The sequence below is a fragment of the Polaromonas sp. P3_A5 genome (genome assembly GCF_056403055.1).
This window is the reverse complement of record NZ_JBFUGF010000001.1, coordinates 2,240,101-2,257,268: the sequence shown is the minus strand read 5'-3', so window position 1 is coordinate 2,257,268 and position 17,168 is coordinate 2,240,101. Positions and strand designations below refer to the sequence as shown.

Here is a 17,168-nt window from a genome sequence, read left to right as displayed (position 1 = left end):
GGCGCGCCTAGCTGTTTGCCCGGCGGTAGAACGCCAGCGAGCCCGCCAGCGCCAGCAGCGCGCCGCCGCAGGCGCGGTCTATCCAGCGTGTGGCCGAGGCCTTGAGCAGGCGTATTGCGCGTGCGCCTATGAAGGCATAGCCGAACATGACGGAAAAATCGATGCCGGCGAATACCAGCGAAATGGCGAGGTATTGTGGTGCCTGGGCCGCAGCCGGGTCAATGAACTGCGGGAGCAGGGCTGAGCAAAAGAGGTAACCCTTGGGGTTGGTCACGGCCACCAGGAAGGACTTCATGAAAATTGCGCGGCTGCCGTGTTGCGTGCCGGCAGTGCCTTCGGCGGGGATTTCAAATCCGCCGCGTGAGCGCAGCAGGCGAATGCCCAACCAGGCCAGGTAGACCGCGCCTGCCCACTTGAGCACCGAGAACCAGAACTCGGAGGCCGCCAGCAGCGCACCCAGACCGAGAGCTACGGCGCCTACCAGCACAAAGTCGGACACCACGGCCCCCAGCATGCCGGGCACGGAGCGGCGCACGCCGTAGCGCGAACCATTGGCCAGCGCCAGCAGGACGGTGGGGCCGGGCGTGGCAATAGCCACCAGTGCCACGATGGAAAAAAGCAGCAGGGTGGCGGTGTTCATGGTGCGGCTCCGCAACCCTGAGGTTTAAAAACACGCTCTTTCGAAGGCGGGTACTTGGCCAGCATGTCGGCCGGGCGGCGCGGCCGCGTGGTGAATTCACCGCCGCAGTTGGGGCAGACCCCTTTGAGCTTGGTGGTGACGCAGTCAACACAGAACGTGCATTCAAAGGTGCAGATGCGGGCATCGGGCGACTCGGCGGGCAGGTCGCGGTTGCAGCATTCGCAGTTGGGGCGGAGCTGGAGCATGCTGGGGTTTCCTGTGTAGATGGGACGGGAGTCACCGGATGCTAAAGAAAAACCGTTCAAGGGGAAAGCCCCTATGACAACTTCTTGACCAGCACCTGGCTCTTGCGGTCCCAGTTGTATTTGCGCTTGCGGCCTTCGGGCAGCCAGTCCGGGTCTACCTGCACAAAACCGCGCTTGATGAACCAGTGCATGGTGCGGGTGGTCAACACAAAGATGCTTTGCAGGCCGGCCGCGCGGGCGCGCTGCTCGATGCGTTTGAGGATTTTCTCACCGTCGCCCTGGCCCTGGCTTTGCGGCGACACGGTGAGCGCCGCCATTTCAGCCGTTTTGGCTTCGGGGTAGGGGTAAAGCGCCGCACAGGCAAAGATCACGCCGTCGTGTTCGATGATGCTGTAGTTGGCGGCGTCACGCTCGATTTCGGTGCGGCTGCGTTTGACGAGCGTGCCATCGTTTTCAAAAGGCTCGATCAGCTGCAGGATGCCGCCCACGTCGTCTTCCGTCGCTTCGCGAAGTTCTTCGAGCTTTTCGTCGATCACCATGGTGCCGATGCCGTCGTGCACATAGATTTCCAGGAGCAGCGCGCCGTCTACCGCGAAGGGCAGGATGTGGCTGCGTTCCACGCCGGCCTTGCAGGCCTTGACGCAGTGCTGCAGGTAAAACGCGGTGTCGGTGGGGCGTTCCCCGTTGGGCAGGGTGGCCAGCAGTTTTTCGGCGGCGGCCAGCGGCAGCTCGGTGTCGATGGGGTTGTCTTCGCTTTCGGGCTGGTCGTGGTGGATGCGTATACCGGGAATTTCGCTCAGGAAGATCAGCTTGTCGGCCTGCATGGCGATGGCCACCGAAGTGGCGACTTCTTCCATGGTCAGGTTAAAGGCTTCGCCGGTGGGTGAGAAGCCAAAGGGCGAGAGCAGCACCATGGCGCCGAAATCCAGCACACGGCCGATGGCGGCGGTGTCCACCTTGCGCACCAGGCCCGAGTGTTTGAAGTCCACACCGTCGAGGATGCCGACCGGCCGCGCGGTGATGAAATTGCCCGAAATCACCCGTACCGTGGAGCCGGCCATGGGGGTGTTGGGCAGGCCCTGGCTGAAGGCCGCCTCAATCTCATAGCGCAGCTGGCCGGCGGCTTCCTGGGCACAGTCGAGCGCGACTTCGTCCGTGATACGCATGCCGTGCGAATATTTTGCGGCGTGCCCCTTGGCCTTGAGCTGCTCGTTGACCTGCGGGCGAAAGCCGTGCACCAGCACGATCTTCACGCCCATGCTCTGGATCAGTGCCAGGTCCTGGGCAATGTGCTGGAGCTTGCCCGCCGCAATCGCTTCGCCTGCAATGCCTACGACGAACGTTTTACCGCGGTGGGTGTGTATGTAGGGTGCGACTGAACGGAACCAGGGCACAAAGGTGAAATTGAAGACGGCAGACATGGGCGCGCTTTCGGGATCGGTTGTGGCGGGTCAAGGGCAGCCGGGGACGGCGCGGAAGGTGGCAAGCGGTCTCCCTGGGCGCTGTTTCCCCGGTAAACGGAAAAAGTCCAGTGAGTGTAAGGGAGACACAGCCGGCCTGAGGGATGCAAATGCCGGCTTTGGCGAGGGTGTGCTTTTTGCCGGCGTACTGCATTTGAGGGTTTGCTTAATGAGGGGCGGCGGGGTATGGTTCGGGTTCATGGACAAATACGCGATCGGGTTTTGGGGCTGCTATTTCGGGTCAGCCAGCCTGATGCTGGCCGGTTCAGCATTTGCCTATATCCGGTCCCTGCGGCGCATTGCCGTCAATGCGGCTGTCTCGGCAATCGCCTCGACTTTTTTTGTGGTGGCCTTCCTGGGCGGATTGCCGATCGAGAACGCCGATCTTCTGGACCGTTTCCTGGCCCATGTGGCCAGCGTGGTCTCTGCGCTACTGGCTTACCTGCTGTTTTCCATTCTTGGCATCCTGCGCAATCCGGACTCGGCCCGGCGCGCCTTGACCTGGCTGGCGAGCCTGGCTCTTCTGAGTATCGCGGCTGGCTGGGCATTGAGCCCGCGCCACGCCCTGGCGCTGAGCCTGGCGGTGGCGTGTTTTCTGGGGCTGGTGGCAATGGCGCTCAGTCTTCGCAGCGCCGTGCGGGGGGATCGCCTGGCCTGGGTGGCCGTCTCGGGCGTCTCCTTCATGCTGGTGGCCATTGCGGGGCTGAGCTGGGTGGCACTGGACCGTGCCCATGTGCCGTGGCAGGTGCACGCGGTGACCGCTGTCGCCGGCACGTGTTATCTGGCCACCATGGCGGCTGTGCTCTGGACCCGTTATTCCTACCTGATCGAGTTGAACCGGGCCATGGCACACGGCCCCAGCTACGACCCGGTCACACGCATGCGCTCGCACAGCGAAACCGGCAACATGCTGGAGGCGGCCTTCAGGCGTTACCGCGATGAACCCGTGCCGCTGGGCGTGATTGTGGTGTCGGTGGCCAATCTTTATGTGCTGGAAAAGCTCTATGGCCATGCGGCCGCCAACCACGCACTGTTTGTATGTGCCGGCCGGTTGCGCCGCACCGTACCCGCGCATGTGGAAATGGGGCGCCTGGAAGAGAACGGGTTTTTGCTGCTGATGCGCAATTGCCATGACAGCGGCCAGCTGATCCACCTGGCGCGCAGGGTCCAGGCCGCCCTGGCGCGGCCGGTGGTGCTTAACACCACACTGGAGGGTGATTTGGTAGGGAACCAGCAGACGCGCTGGGTTGCCGAGGTCGGCCTTGGCGTGCTGCGGGTCTCCAAATCCGATGCGCGCGCCTCTTCGGCAGTGAGCATAGGGCGAGGCATGTCGCGCACCGCGCTGAGCTACCCGAGCCGCATTGCGTGGTTTGACGAGACCAGTGGGGAAGCCGTCGACTTGCCTGTGCTGGCGGCCTGATCGCGGCGCCATAACCATAGCCGGTCCGCTGCGGGCTGGAACACCCGATAATTGAGCGCTCTGGCAGCGCTGCTGCCGCTTTTATCCTGCTCTGCTTGCCTTTTTCTTCGCCTCCATCCTTGTCTCCCCTCGCCATTACCTTTCCAGAGTCGCTGCCCGTTTCGGGCAAACGCGACGAAATTACCGCCGCCATGGCGGCCCACCAGGTCATCATTGTCTGTGGCGAAACTGGCTCGGGTAAAACCACCCAACTGCCCAAGATTGCGCTGGCCATGGGGCGCGGCAAGCTCAATTACCCGGCCGGACAGGGCCGCCTGATAGGCCATACCCAGCCGCGCCGTATTGCCGCGTCCAGCGTGGCCAAGCGCATCGCGGAGGAGTTGAAAACGCCGCTGGGCGACGTGGTGGGCTACAAGGTGCGCTTCCAGGACCGGCTCTCGCGCGACGCTTCCGTCAAGCTGATGACCGACGGCATTTTGCTGGCCGAGACGCAGACCGACCCGCTGCTCAAAGCCTACGACACGATCATCATCGACGAGGCCCATGAGCGCAGCCTGAACATCGACTTTCTGCTGGGCTACCTGCGCCAGCTGCTGCCGCGCCGGCCCGACCTCAAGGTGGTCATCACCTCGGCGACGATTGATGCGCAGCGGTTTGCGGATTACTTTGCTTCTGCCGCCCCGGCGCCGGGCCGCCCCAAGCCGGGCGACGCCCCCTCGGGGGGCAGCGACGACGCGCAGCGCGGAGCGTGGGGGTCAAAAATTCCGGCGCCGGTCATCATGGTGTCGGGCCGCATGTTTCCCGTCGAACAGCGCTACCGGCCGTTTGAGGAGTCACGCGAGCACGACCTGAACGATGCAATTGCTGACGCAGTCGACGAGCTCTGGCTGAGCCCGCACAGCGCAGGCGACATCCTGGTTTTCCTGCCCGGAGAGCGCGAGATCCGCGAGGCGGCTGACCACTTGCGCAAGCACCTGGCGCACCAGCCGCTGACGCGCAACGCCGAGGTGCTGCCGCTGTTCGCGCGCCTGAGCCAGGCCGAGCAGGACCGCATTTTTGACGGCCACAGTGGGCGGCGCATCGTGCTGGCCACCAACGTGGCCGAAACCTCGCTGACTGTTCCGGGCATTCGCTACGTGGTGGATGCGGGCACGGCGCGCGTCAAGCGCTACAGCTTTCGCAACAAGGTCGAGCAGCTCATGGTGGAGCCGGTGTCGCAGGCCGCGGCCAACCAGCGTGCAGGCCGCTGCGGCCGGGTGGCCGATGGCATTTGCATACGCCTTTACGACGAAAAGGACTTCCAGGGCCGCCAGCCTTTCACAGACCCTGAAATCCTGCGCAGTTCGCTGGCTTCGGTGATTTTGCGCATGAAGGCGCTGCACCTGGGCAATGTGGAAGAGTTTGCCTTTATCGAGCCGCCGCAGCGCCGCGCCATTGCCGACGGCTACCAGCTGCTGGCCGAGCTGGGCGCGGTGGACGAAGACAACGAGCTCACCGGCGTCGGCCGCACGCTGGCCAAACTGCCGCTGGACCCCCGCGTGGGCCGCATGATTCTGGAAGCCAAGGACCGCAACGCGCTCGACGAGGTACTGGTGATCGCCAGTGCGCTCAGTGTGCAGGATGTGCGTGACCGCCCCATGGACAAACAGGCCCAAGCCGACCAGCAGCATGCCAAGTTCGATGATGAGAAGAGCGAGTTCAGTGGTTACCTGAAGCTGTGGAAATGGCTGGGCGACGCGCGTGGCGGCCACGGCACCGACCATAAACTGTCAAACCGCCAGTATGAGAACCTGCTGCGCGAGAACTACGTCAATATCCGCCGCGTGCGCGAATGGCGCGACATCCATTCGCAGCTGCATACGGTTGTGGGCGAACAGAAATGGGTCCTGAACGACAAGCCTGCCAGCTATGAGCAGCTTCATTTATCGATGCTGTGCGGCCTGCTCGGCAACATTGGCTGCAAGAGCGACGAGGAAGACTGGTACTTGGGTGCACGCGGCATCAAGTTCTACCGCCACCCTGGCGCACGCCTGAGCAAAAAGCCGGGCCGCTGGATTGTGGTGGCCGAGCTGGTGGAAACCACACGCCTTTTTGGCCGTGGCATTGCCAACATCGACCCGGCCTGGATAGAGCAAGTGGCCGGGCATTTGCTCAGCAAGCAGTTGCTGGACCCGCACTGGGAGAAAAAGGCTGCGCAGGTGACGGCGCTGGAGCGTGCCACGCTTTACGGCCTGGTGGTCTACAACGGGCGGCGCGTCAATTTCGGCCGTGTCGACCCGGTCACGGCGCGCGAGATATTCATCCGTGAAGCACTGGTGGCCGGGAACTGGGACACCAAGCTGCCTTTCCTCGCGGCGAACCTGAAGCTGATCCAGCAGGTGCAGGATCTGGAACACAAAGCCAGGCGCCAGGACGTGCTGGTGGACGAGGAACTGATCTACGCTTTTTATGACCAGCAACTCCCGGCTGACGTACACAGTGGTGCAAGTTGCGAACATTGGTACAAGGAGGAAGTCAAAAAGCAGCCGCAGCTCCTGCTCTTGACGCGTGAAGAACTGATGCGGCATGAGGCTGCCGGCATCACTACGCAGTCGTTTCCCAAGACACTGCGAATGGGTGGTGTGGATTGCTGGGTCACTTACCTGCACGAACCCGGCGACGCGCGCGATGGCGTGACGGTGGATGTGCCGCTGTTCGCTCTCAACCAGGTCAATGAAGAGCGCTGCGAGTGGCTGGTGCCGGGCATGCTCAAGGACAAGGTGCAGGCGCTGATCAAGACGCTGCACCAGCGCCCGCGCTCGCGGCTGGTGCCGTTGCCCGATACCGCCGCCCGCATGACGGAGCAGTTGCTGCAACCCGAGGTGTTCGGCAGCGGCTCGCTGACCGATGCGGTGCTCAAGCTGGTGCGCGATGCGACCTCGCTGGACGTCAAGCGCAATGACATGAAGCTGGATATGCTGCCCCCGCACCTGTTCATGAACTTCCGCGTGGTCGACGAGCACGGGCGCCAGCTGGGCGCGGGCCGCAACCTGGGCGCGCTCAAGGGCGAACTGGGCTCGCAGGCACGGGGTGCCTTCCAGGCGCTGGCGGGACTCAAAAACCTGGCAAAAGCACCCGAATCTGGGTCCGAAAAGACGGTATCCACCGAAAATTCAGTATCAAATCGGCCTCCGGCCCAATCAGGACGTGCGCAAGCAGCTCCTGAAAAGATAGCACCCAGAGCGCCGGAGCGCTACACCAGCTGGAGCTTTGGCGAGTTGCCGGAGCTGATGGAAATCCGCAAGGGTTCGCAGACGCTGATAGGGTTTCCGGCGCTCATTGATTTGGGCGATGCGGTGACGATCGAGGTGTTTGACGAACCCGACGTGGCGGCCGCGAAGCACCGCGCCGGCTTGCGCCGGCTGTTCTCCCTGCAAATCAAGGATGCGCTGAAGTACCTGGAAAAGAACCTGCCGGAGCTGCAGAAAACGGCTACCAGCTACATGCTGGTGGGCCGCGCAGCCGACAATTCCGGCGGCGGTACGCTGGAGGAATTGCGCGAGCAGATCATCGAAGTGGCGCTGGACCGTGCCTTTTTGCTCGACCCGTTGCCGACGCACGAAGCCGAGTTCAAAAAACGCATCGACGATGGGCGAGGGCGCCTGACCTTGATTGCCAGCGAGGTGGCCCGGCTGGCTGCCGGCATCCTGACCGAGTTCGCTGTGGCCCAACGCAAGATCAAGGACACGAAAAATGCCGCCGAAGCCGCGGCAGATGCCGCCCAGCAACTGCAGCGCCTCGTACCCAAACGCTTTCTGACGGCCACACCTTATGGGCAACTGCAGCATTTCGCACGCTACCTCAAGGCCATCACGTTGCGGCTGGAAAAATGGCGCGCCGACCCGGCACGTGATGCCGCACGGATGACCGAGTTGCGACCGCAGGAGCAGCGTTACTGGCGGCTGGTGGCTGAGCGAAAAGGCGCGGTGGATGCGCGCATGCAGGAATTCCGCTGGTTGCTGGAAGAGCTGCGTGTGAGCTTTTTTGCGCAGGAGCTGCGCACACCGCAGCCTGTCAGCATCAAGAGGTTGGAAAAGGTCTGGGCTCAGCTGAATAGCTGAGTCCAGACCTTTCGGCGAAGGCTAACAACTGCCGAAGGCTTGTTATGCCGCCGCTAAAAAGCGTGGCAGCAACTGAATAGTTGAAACAGGCTTGTGAGATGGGAGCGCAAAAAAATGGCCTTGCAATGCAAGGCCATTTTTCCTGGTGAATCACCAACGGAAGGTGCGGACTAGATGCGTCCCATCAGCAGCAGGATGACCAGGATCAACACCACCAGGCCGACACCCCCGCTGGGCCCGTAACCCCAGCTGCGGCTGTGGCCCCAGGTAGGCAAAGCGCCGACCAGGATAAGAATAAGAACGATCAGCAGGATAAGGGATAGGGACATTTGAAGCACTCCTTGTTATGTGAAGTCATTCTTTCCCGGTGCGGGGCGCAAACAAGCAGGATGAACGCCTGTCCAGCCGTCGGCAAATACTGACAGCCTTGGCTTACATGCGAGGCTTGCCGCGTTTACAACTTGGCCAGGCGCTGCAGCGCCGTGTTCAATGTTTCGTCTTTTTTGGCAAAACAGAACCGTACCACGCGCTGGTCAAAGCCGTTGCCGTAAAACGCCGACAGGGGAATCGCCGCCACGCCGATTTCAGTGGTCAGCCATTTGCAGAACCCGGCTTCGTCCAGGTCACTCACGTCGGAGATGTCCACGCACTGGAAGTAGCTGCCTTCGCTGGGCAACAGCTTGAAGCGGGTTTTGGCAAGGCCTTCGCGAAAGAGGTCGCGCTTGCGCTGGTAGAAGGCCGGCAGGTCCAGGTAAGGCTGCGCATCGGCCATGTACGCGGCAAGCCCGTATTGCACAGGGGTATTCACGGTGAAGACGTTGAACTGGTGCACCTTGCGGAACTCGGTGGTCAGTGCTGCGGGTGCGGCCACGTAGCCGACCTTCCAGCCGGTGACGTGGTAAGTCTTGCCAAAGCTGCTGACAATGAACGCACGCGCGGCAAGGCCGGGAAAACGTGCGGCGCTTTGATGGATGCGTCCCTGGGCCGCATCGAACACCATGTGCTCATAGACTTCGTCGCTGATCAGCAGGACGTCAGTGGGCGCCAGAATGTCCTGCAGCGTGAGCATGTCGGCCTCGGTCCATACCGTGGCGCTCGGGTTGTGGGGCGAGTTGACGATGATCGCCCGTGTCCTGGATGTGATCGCTGCGGAAATTTTGTCGAAGTCGGGCCGGAAGGTACCGGGCGTGAGGGGAACGCGCACCACGACGCCACCGGCCAGCTCGATGTTGGGCACGTAGCTGTCGTAGCAGGGCTCCAGCACGATGACCTCGTCGCCGGGGTGAACGACAGCCAGGATGGCCGTGATGATGGCCTGCGTGGCGCCCGCGGTAATGGTGATCTCGGTGTTGGCGTCGTAGCGGTGACCGTAAAGTTTGGCCACCTTGGCCGAGATGGCTTCGCGCAGCGCCGGAACGCCCGTCATGGGCGGGTACTGGTTCAGGCCTTTTGTCATCGCGTCCGTGACGGCGTTGACCAACTGTGGGTCACACTCAAAATCAGGAAATCCCTGGCCCAGGTTGACAGCGCCTTTTTCAGCAGCCAGTGTGGACATCACCGTGAAGATGGTGGTGCCGACAGCGGGCAGCTTGGTTTTGAGATCTGGAGTTCGTTCGAGGATCATGGTCATGATTGGGCTGGATGTGTTTCTTTTGCAAGCGGCCGCGGCGGAACCGGCTTTGCCGGGCCGCTTGCGGCGCCCCCTGAGGGGGAGGCGGGCGAAGCCCGCCACGGGGGGGAGTCAAACCTCATAGTCATTGACACGGCCAGCCATGGCCTTGGTGATCAGGGCGCGGTCCAGCTTGTCGCTGAGCAGTTCGGCGAATTTATAGACGAAATTGCGAAGGTAGGCGCTGCGTTTAAAGGCCACGCGGGCTACGTTGATACCGAACAGCGGGCCGGCCGCGATGGCAATCAGGTCGCTGTTGGTGCCGTCTTCCTTGATGGCCATTTCTGCGACGATGCCCACGCCCAGTCCCAGGCGCACATAGGTCTTGATGACGTCGGAGTCAATCGCCTCGAGCGCAATGCGCGGCTGCAGGCGCTTGGCGGCAAACGCCAGGTCGATCTTGGTACGGCCGGTGAAAGACGGGTGGTAAGTGATCAGGGGTTCTTGCGCCAGGTCTTCCAGCGTGATGTTGTCTTTTTTGGCCAACGGATGGTCAACAGGAATGACCAGCATGTGCTGCCATTCGTAGCAGGGCAGGGTCACCAGGTCTTCGTACTGCGTCAATGATTCGGTCGCGATGCCGATTTCGGCCACCTCATCAAGCACCATGCGCGCCACCTGGTCGGGAGAGCCCTGGTGCAGGCTGACATTGACTTTGGGAAAGGCTTCACGCAGCTTGGCAACGGGCTGCGGAAGCACATAACGGGCTTGCGTATGGGTGGTGGCAATGGAGAGGGTGCCGCTGTCCTGGGCAGAAAACTGCTCGCCAATGCGGCGCAGGTTGCCGACTTCGCGCATGATGAGTTCAATGCTTTTGAGGACGTGTTCCCCGGGTTCCGTCACGCGCTTGAGGCGTTTGCCGTGCCGTGCAAAGATTTCGACGCCGAGTTCCTCTTCAAGCTCGATGATGGCCTTGGATACGCCGGGCTGCGAGGTGTGCAGGGCCTTGGCGGTCTCTGTCAGGTTCAGGTTGCGCCGGATGGCCTCCTGGACGAAGCGGAATTGGTGAAGGTTCATATCGAATTCAGGCTAATTATTGGTTTTATTATGCCTGTTTTACGCTAAAGAGGAGCCCAACCGCCGTACCGATGCGCCATGCCTCCACGGTTATGACAAGGCAATGCTGGCCATAAGTGCGGTCAATTCGCGGTATTCCCCGGCTGCAGGCAGAAGCTCGACTTCTACGCCTGGATGTGCCAACCTGACGCGTTCGACCAGCAGCGGCAAGTCTTCCCGGGCGTGCTTGCCTATACCAAAGAAAAGCGGAAACACCCTTATATGGCGGGCGCCAGAAGCTATTAAATTTGTAGCGGCTTCAGGCAATGAAGGTGGGCAGAGCTCCAGGTAGGCGCAACTGACAGGGGTGCCGGGCTCGCGGAGACGGACTTGAGCGGCAACCGCCTCAATGGGGTCGCGCCACTGCGGGTCGCGCGAGCCATGGGCAAGCAGGATGATGCCGCGCGGCGTATGGGCCAGGGACGTCATGAACGGTAGCGTCCGTTAACGCCTGAGCACCAGCCAGCCAAACGCGCCCAGCGAGACGGCCATATAAAGCAGGCCTGGCGTGGCAGCCGCAAGCCAGGGCTGCCAGTTTCGCAGGTTGCCGATATAGCCGAACACGTTGTTGAGCAGGAAGAAGCTGATGCCGATCATCACACCGGCGAACACGTAGCCGGCGATGCCGCCGGAGCGAAAGTGAAGGTAGGCAAAAGGCAGCGCCAGAATCACCATCACCAGGCAGCTGAGCGGGTAAAAGACTTTTTTCCAGAACTCTATTTCATAGCGTTGCGCGGTCTGCCCATTGGCGTCCAGGTGACGGACGTAATTGAACAGGTCAATGGTGCCCATGCGCTCAGGCTTGAGCAGCGCCACCGAAACCATTTCAGCGCTGATTTCGGTAGGCCAGCGAAAGCTCTTTAGCACTGTGCGGTTGACCTTGGCGCTGCCTCCGGGTTTGGCGGCGCTGCTGGCGCCGGCTGGAACATCAAACTCTGCGCGCGTGGCCTGGTTCAATTCCCAGGCATCGCCGGCGGTGAACGCTGCCAGCGGCGCCTGTGTGGTGGAGACGATCAGTCCCTTGTTGTTGAACTCGAAAATCTGCACACCCTGCATTTCGTTGTCGGGAGTAAGCGCCCTCACATTGACCACAAAGGTGTTGTAGGCCTGCTTTTCCTTCAGCCAGGCACCGGTTTGGCCGATGGTGATCTTGTTCTGGTAGCGCGCCTTGAGCAGCTGTGCGGCCCGTTCGCTGGCAGGCGCCACATAATCGCCCACGGCGAAACTGAACACCACGAACAGCGCCCCCAGGACCAGCAGCAACTTCAGCGCGCGCCAGGGGCCGAGTCCGCTGGTGCGCAGGATGGTGTATTCGGAGCTCTGTGCCAGCCGGGCCATCACAAAGATGGTGCCGATCAGGACGGAGATCGGCAGCAGCTCGTACAAATGATTGGGAATCAGCAGGCCTACATACAACAATGCGTGCCTGATCTGGTAGATATCGGCTGCGTTGATGCCGCTGCTCTTGCCGAGGTATTGCAGTTCATCGACCAGGTCAAAAAAGAAGAACAGGGCCAGGAAGCCCAGTGCCACCAGGGCGATGGCAGCCAGCACTTCACCGTAGATCAGGCGGCGTATGGTTTTCATGCGTGGCTTTCACTGTCACGTACGGCCAGCGGTGTACGGTTGATGCGCCGGGCGGGCCGCAGCGTCCAGTTGAACTGCCGCTTGGATAGCCAGGCCAGGGCCAGCAGCAGGACGCCGCCATGCAGCGCCAGCAGGAAGTTACTGAAACTGATGAGGCCCACAAAAATCCAGCTTTGCCCGAGGTTGACCAGGTTGTTGTAGACCACAAACGTCAGCAGCACAAAGATCATGTTGCCGCTGCGGCCACCGCGCGGATTCACGCTGGCCAGGGCCACCGCCAGCACGACAAAGTTGATGGATGCCAGCGCCAGCCCCAGCCGCCACGCCAGCTCGCTGAGGTTGCCGCGGGTCGGCGCCTTGATCAGGGAGCGGGTGGACAGCAGTTTGGCTTCCGGTGCGTTTTCGGTCAGCGGATTGTTATCGCCGGTTTTGGTGCCGTACTCTTCGAAGTCGCTGATTTTGAGCGCCGATTGCCCGATCACGTTTTCCAGGCGCTGGCCGTTTTCGAGCATGAGGAACTGCGCGTCACCTCTGGCCTCGATGCGGCCCGAGCGGGCCGTGGTGATGGAACTCTTGCCCTTTTCGGTCGCAGCGATGAAGACGTTGTTGCTGGAGCGCTCGCCCGCCAGGTCGCGGTCGATGAAGAAAACCCGGTTGCCGCTGGAGGATTCCTGGAACTGGCCAGGGGCAATGCGGTCAAGGTCGCCGCGCTGCTCATAGCGGCTTTGCATGTCTTTGGTTTGCTGGTTGGTCCAGGGCCAAACAAAAAGAGCCATCAGCGTGATGACCAGCAGGACAGGCCATGCAAAACGGAAAAGCGGCCGCAGAAAACCCGACAGGCCCTGACCGCTGGTGAACCACACCACCATTTCGCTGTCGCGGTACATGCGCGACAAGGTACTGACCATCGCAATAAACAGCGACAGCGTGAGGATGGTCGGCAGGCGTCCCAGCGCCGAGTAGGCCATGAACAGCATGACGTCCTGCGGATTGATGAAACCGCGCGATGCCTGGCCCAGGGTGCGGATCAGAACAATGGTCATCACGATGGTGACCAGGACCACCAGCGTGGCCCCAAAACTGCGTGCCAGCTCTTTGCGAATCGTGGATTGGAATAACATTGACTGAATATCTGCCTTGGCTTCGTTTTATTTTTTGTTTTACTTTGGTTTATTTACCAGACCCTGAATTATGGACTTTGAACTCAAAACACTGACACCCACCCGTATTTGCAGTGAAAAAACCGACGCGCTGCTGGTTCTCGTACCCCAGGATCCGGGCTCCGGCAATGACCCTCTTTCTGTGCTCGCATCGCTGGCGATCAAGTCGGGGGACTTTGAGGCCAAGCCGGGCAAGCTCCTGAGCACGTACCGCGCCCCCGGCATCACTGCCAGGCGGGTCGTATTGGCGGGCGTCGGGGATGCCAGCGCCAAAAACGTTCGTACCGCCGTCAGTGCCGGCCTGGGCGCCCTGAAGGCTGCGAACGTGCAGCACCTGACCATTTGCTTCGGTGCCGTGGGCGGTCTTCGAGCTGAAGCCGTGCGCGCGGCCGTGGTCGCTTGCGGTGATGCCACTTATACCTACGCTACCACCAAGTCCAAAGCCGCCAAGAACACAAAAGCCGGCCCCGGCAGGTTGCAACGGGTGGTGGTTGCCGTGAATGACGCCGCAAGTGCCCAAATCGCGCGACCCGGCATTGACAAAGGCGCAGCGCTGATCAAGGGCATTGAATTTGCCAAGGAGTGGGCGAACCGTCCGGCCAACCACGCGACACCGACGCTTCTGGCCGGCGCTGCCAGGGAACTGGGCAAGCTGCGCGGCATCAAGGTGGAGGTGTTGGGCCCCAAAGAGGTCGCCAAACTCGGTATGGGCTCCTTCATGGCCGTGGCGCAGGGTTCGGCCGAGCCGTTACGTTTTATCGTTCTGCGCTATGAGGGGGCGGCCAGGGCCGAGGCGCCCGTCGTACTCGTTGGCAAAGGCATCACCTTTGACACGGGCGGCATCTCCATCAAGCCCGCGGCCGAAATGGACGAGATGAAGTTCGACATGTGCGGTGCCGCCGGCGTTCTGGGCACCTTCCGGGCGCTGGCAGAGCTGCGGCCGGCGCTCAATGTGGTAGGCCTGATTCCCGCTTGCGAAAACATGCCGGGCAGCCGCGCCATCAAGCCCGGCGATGTGGTGACCAGCATGAGCGGGCAGACCATTGAGATCCTGAACACCGACGCCGAAGGGCGGCTGGTGCTCTGCGACGCATTGACCTACGCTGAGCGCTTCAAGCCCCGGGCGGTGGTGGACATCGCGACGCTGACCGGCGCCTGCGTGATTGCCCTGGGCGGCGTGCGCAGCGGGCTTTTCTCCAGCGACGACACCTTGGCCGAGGCGTTGTCGACGGCAGGCGAATCGTCCCTGGACCTGTGCTGGAGGATGCCACTGGATGACGATTATGCCGAAGGACTCAAGACCAATTTTGCAGATGTCGCCAACGTGGCGGGGCGTGCCGCGGGTGCGGTGACCGCGGCCAAGTTCCTGCAGCGGTTTACAGCCAGTTTTCCATGGGCGCACCTGGACATTGCCGGTACGGCCTGGAAAGGCGGAGCCGCCAAAGGTGCGACCGGCAGGCCGGTGCCGCTACTGCTGGACTACCTGCTGGACCAGGTGGTGCCTGCCAGGGCAGGGACTTCGGCCCAAGCATCGGGCAAAAAAGCCAAAACAGTTTCCAGGCGCAAATCCGCATCCAAAACCCGGGCATGACCGAAATCGCCTTTCACTTCAATGTGCCGGACAAGCTGGCCTACAGCTGCCGGTTACTTCGCAAGGCCTACCTGAGCGGCGCCAGCGTTGTGGTGACGGGGGATGCGGCGGTGCTGGCGGAACTGGACCAGTTGATCTGGAGTTTTTCGCCTGCGGAATTTGTGCCGCATTGCCGTGCGGGCGCCCCCCAAAGTACATTGGCGGCAACGCCGGTGGTGCTGGCCGAGTCGCTCAAGGACTGCCCGCATTACGGCGTACTGGTCAATCTGGGGCATGGCATTCCCGCCGAATTTGAACGCTTCGAACGTTTTATCGAAGTTGTGGCGCAGGCCGACGATGACCGTCTTGCAGCGCGAAGCCGGTGGAAGCACTACACCGACAGGGGCTATGCCATGAAACGCCATGACCTTGCGACGGCCGGGGAGGGCGCATGAACCGCCCGCCCGCACCGCCGCGGTTTGTGCCGACGCTGACGGAAGTCGTGCGGCCCATGCCTGCACCGATGCCGGCTGCGCCGCCTGAACCAGCCAGGACTGGTTTGCCGGTGCCGCCGTCTACCGCTTCTGCAGAGCTTCAGGAGCAGATGGTGCAACGCGTGCTGCAGCGGGTGAACCTGGTTCTTGAGCGGCGTTTGCGGGAGGTCGTAGGGCAACTTATCCTGGAGCACACGCAAACCCTGGTTCCACGTCTGCGCGAAGAAATTGAGGACGTTGTCCGTCAATCTGTGAGCCAGGCTTTGAAGCACGAAGCGGCACCGCCAAACACGGACGCATAGGATGCGCGAGCGGCTGTCTGCACAGATGCTTTTTCGCTGTGCCCAACCCTTGAAACACAAGTTCACATAAGGCAATCTGCTCCCCGGGTAAACCCCCTTATCGGAATTTAACCTAGGGACGTTGCTATGGTGCGGGCCCGGAAATTGCGTTATGTTCGGCCCCGTTGAGTAAAAAAATTGTTCTCAACCTTTAACGGTAATTTCCTAATCGGAGTGTTTTTTATGCAAATGAAATTAAAACTGACAGTAGTGGCTGCTCTCGCTGCAGTAGCGGGTTTTGCCTCTGCCCAAGACGCAGTGATCAAGATCGGTCACGTGGCGCCGCTGTCCGGCTCGCAAGCCCATTACGGCAAAGACAATGAAAACGGCGTGCGCATGGCCATCGAAGACCTGAACGCGCAAAACGTGGTCATCGGCGGCAAAAAGGTCAAGTTTGAAATTGTTGCTGAAGATGACGCCGCTGATCCAAAACAGGGCACCGCCGCTGCACAAAAGCTGTGCGACTCCAAAGTCGCCGGCGTGGTCGGCCACCTGAATTCCGGAACCACCATTCCCGCTTCCAAGGTCTACAACGATTGCGGCATTCCCCACGTCACGGGCGCTGCAACCAACCCCAACCTGACCAAGCCAGGCTACAAAACCACCTACCGCATCATTGCCAATGACAACGCCCTTGGCGCTGGCCTGGCTTTTTATGCTGCCGACACGCTGAAGCTGAAGAAAGTTGCCATCATTGACGACCGTACGGCTTACGGCCAGGGCGTTGCTGAAGTGTTCAAGAAAACGGCCCTGGCAAAAGGCATGACCGTGGTTGACGAGCAGTTCACCACCGACAAGGCTACCGACTTCATGGCCATCCTGACCGCCATCAAGGCCAAAGCACCTGACGCGATCTTCTTCGGCGGCATGGACCCACAAGGCGGCCCAATGCTGCGCCAGATGGAACAACTCGGCATGGGCAACGTCAAGTACTTCGGCGGCGACGGCATCTGCACCGCAGAACTTGCCAAGCTGACTGCAGGCGCCAAGACCATCGGCAACGTGGTTTGCGCTGAAGGCGGCGCATCGCTGGCCAAAATGCCAGGCGGCGAAGCCTGGATGAAGCGCTACGAAGCCAAGTATCCGAAGCAGTTCCAGGTTTACAGCCCGTACACCTATGACGCGACCTTCGTTCTGGTTGATGCCATGAAGCGCGCCGGATCCTGGGATCCAAAGGTTTACACCCCTGAGCTGATTAAAACCAATTTCAAGGGCGTGACCACCACGATCGCTTTTGAACCCAATGGCGAACTGAAGAACCCCGCTATCACCCTGTACGTCTACAAAGACGGCAAGAAGTCTGCTCTGAACTAATCGTTCACCGCAAGAAAAAAGCCACCGCAAGGTGGCTTTTTTTTGCCCGGAAAAACCCCGGGAAGACCGGAAATGAGGCGCCGAAAGTGGAGCGGGCACAAAAAAGCCCAGC

The 17,168-nt window shown here is 61.3% G+C and carries 15 protein-coding genes; 6 read left to right on the top strand and 9 right to left on the bottom strand.

Annotated elements, in window-relative coordinates; all coding sequences use genetic code 11:
* Window positions 1-7 precede the first annotated feature (7 nt).
* The 3 genes from AC1DU8_RS10680 to argA form a co-directional block, all read right to left on the bottom strand.
* Window positions 8-640 (bottom strand): LysE family translocator, encoded by a 633-nt coding sequence (locus tag AC1DU8_RS10680; protein ID WP_477667326.1) that lies wholly within the window; start codon window positions 638-640, stop codon window positions 8-10.
* Window positions 637-885 carry a DUF1272 domain-containing protein gene (locus AC1DU8_RS10675; protein ID WP_457282737.1) on the bottom strand — a complete coding sequence of 83 codons (249 nt, stop codon included), beginning with the start codon at window positions 883-885 and terminating at the stop codon, window positions 637-639. Before AC1DU8_RS10675 ends, AC1DU8_RS10680 begins: the two co-directional genes overlap by 4 nt.
* Before the next feature lie 71 nt (window positions 886-956).
* Window positions 957-2,306 carry an amino-acid N-acetyltransferase gene (argA, locus tag AC1DU8_RS10670; protein WP_457282738.1) on the bottom strand — a complete coding sequence of 450 codons (1,350 nt, stop codon included), beginning with the start codon at window positions 2,304-2,306 and terminating at the stop codon, window positions 957-959.
* Window positions 2,307-2,544: 238 nt separating this feature from the next.
* Between argA and AC1DU8_RS10665 the strand changes: the two genes are divergently transcribed.
* Together AC1DU8_RS10665 and hrpA are read left to right on the top strand one after the other, a co-directional pair.
* Window positions 2,545-3,765 carry a sensor domain-containing diguanylate cyclase gene (locus tag AC1DU8_RS10665; protein ID WP_477689118.1) on the top strand — a complete coding sequence of 407 codons (1,221 nt, stop codon included), beginning with the start codon at window positions 2,545-2,547 and terminating at the stop codon, window positions 3,763-3,765.
* Window positions 3,766-3,884: 119 nt separating this feature from the next.
* Window positions 3,885-7,865, top strand: a complete 3,981-nt coding sequence (gene hrpA / locus AC1DU8_RS10660) for an ATP-dependent RNA helicase HrpA (RefSeq protein WP_477726708.1) — start codon at window positions 3,885-3,887, stop codon at window positions 7,863-7,865.
* A 170-nt stretch (window positions 7,866-8,035) separates the two neighbouring features.
* Here the strand turns inward: hrpA and AC1DU8_RS10655 are convergent, their stop codons facing one another.
* The 6 genes from AC1DU8_RS10655 to lptF all read right to left on the bottom strand — a co-directional run bounded on the left by AC1DU8_RS10655 (window position 8,036) and on the right by lptF (window position 13,298).
* Entirely contained in the window at window positions 8,036-8,194 is a 159-nt protein-coding gene (locus tag AC1DU8_RS10655) for a DUF3309 family protein (protein WP_457282741.1), read from the bottom strand.
* A 125-nt stretch (window positions 8,195-8,319) separates the two neighbouring features.
* Window positions 8,320-9,495: a pyridoxal phosphate-dependent aminotransferase gene (locus AC1DU8_RS10650; protein ID WP_457282742.1), complete on the bottom strand. Its 1,176-nt coding sequence runs from the start codon at window positions 9,493-9,495 to the stop codon at window positions 8,320-8,322.
* 111 nt (window positions 9,496-9,606) lie between these two features.
* Window positions 9,607-10,551, bottom strand: a complete 945-nt coding sequence (locus tag AC1DU8_RS10645; RefSeq protein ID WP_457282743.1) for a CysB family HTH-type transcriptional regulator — start codon at window positions 10,549-10,551, stop codon at window positions 9,607-9,609.
* A 90-nt stretch (window positions 10,552-10,641) separates the two neighbouring features.
* Window positions 10,642-11,019 carry a sirohydrochlorin chelatase gene (locus tag AC1DU8_RS10640; RefSeq protein ID WP_457282744.1) on the bottom strand — a complete coding sequence of 126 codons (378 nt, stop codon included), beginning with the start codon at window positions 11,017-11,019 and terminating at the stop codon, window positions 10,642-10,644.
* 15 nt (window positions 11,020-11,034) lie between these two features.
* Window positions 11,035-12,177, bottom strand: coding sequence for an LPS export ABC transporter permease LptG (lptG, locus tag AC1DU8_RS10635; protein WP_457282745.1), 1,143 nt, complete (start codon window positions 12,175-12,177; stop codon window positions 11,035-11,037).
* On the bottom strand, window positions 12,174-13,298 hold the full coding sequence (gene lptF, locus AC1DU8_RS10630) for an LPS export ABC transporter permease LptF (RefSeq protein ID WP_457282746.1): 1,125 nt from the start codon (window positions 13,296-13,298) through the stop codon (window positions 12,174-12,176). The genes lptG and lptF overlap by 4 nt, the downstream gene beginning before the upstream one ends.
* 70 nt (window positions 13,299-13,368) lie before the next feature.
* Between lptF and AC1DU8_RS10625 the strand changes: the two genes are divergently transcribed.
* From AC1DU8_RS10625 to AC1DU8_RS10610, 4 genes are all read left to right on the top strand, one after another.
* Window positions 13,369-14,928: a leucyl aminopeptidase gene (locus tag AC1DU8_RS10625; RefSeq protein ID WP_477667333.1), complete on the top strand. Its 1,560-nt coding sequence runs from the start codon at window positions 13,369-13,371 to the stop codon at window positions 14,926-14,928.
* Window positions 14,925-15,362: a DNA polymerase III subunit chi gene (locus AC1DU8_RS10620; protein WP_457282748.1), complete on the top strand. Its 438-nt coding sequence runs from the start codon at window positions 14,925-14,927 to the stop codon at window positions 15,360-15,362. Before AC1DU8_RS10625 ends, AC1DU8_RS10620 begins: the two co-directional genes overlap by 4 nt.
* Window positions 15,359-15,703, top strand: coding sequence for a hypothetical protein (locus tag AC1DU8_RS10615; RefSeq protein WP_457282749.1), 345 nt, complete (start codon window positions 15,359-15,361; stop codon window positions 15,701-15,703). Before AC1DU8_RS10620 ends, AC1DU8_RS10615 begins: the two co-directional genes overlap by 4 nt.
* Before the next feature lie 222 nt (window positions 15,704-15,925).
* A complete protein-coding gene (locus tag AC1DU8_RS10610) occupies window positions 15,926-17,056 on the top strand; it encodes a branched-chain amino acid ABC transporter substrate-binding protein (RefSeq protein ID WP_457282750.1) in 1,131 nt (376 codons plus the stop codon).
* The last annotated feature ends 112 nt before the right edge of the window (window positions 17,057-17,168 follow it).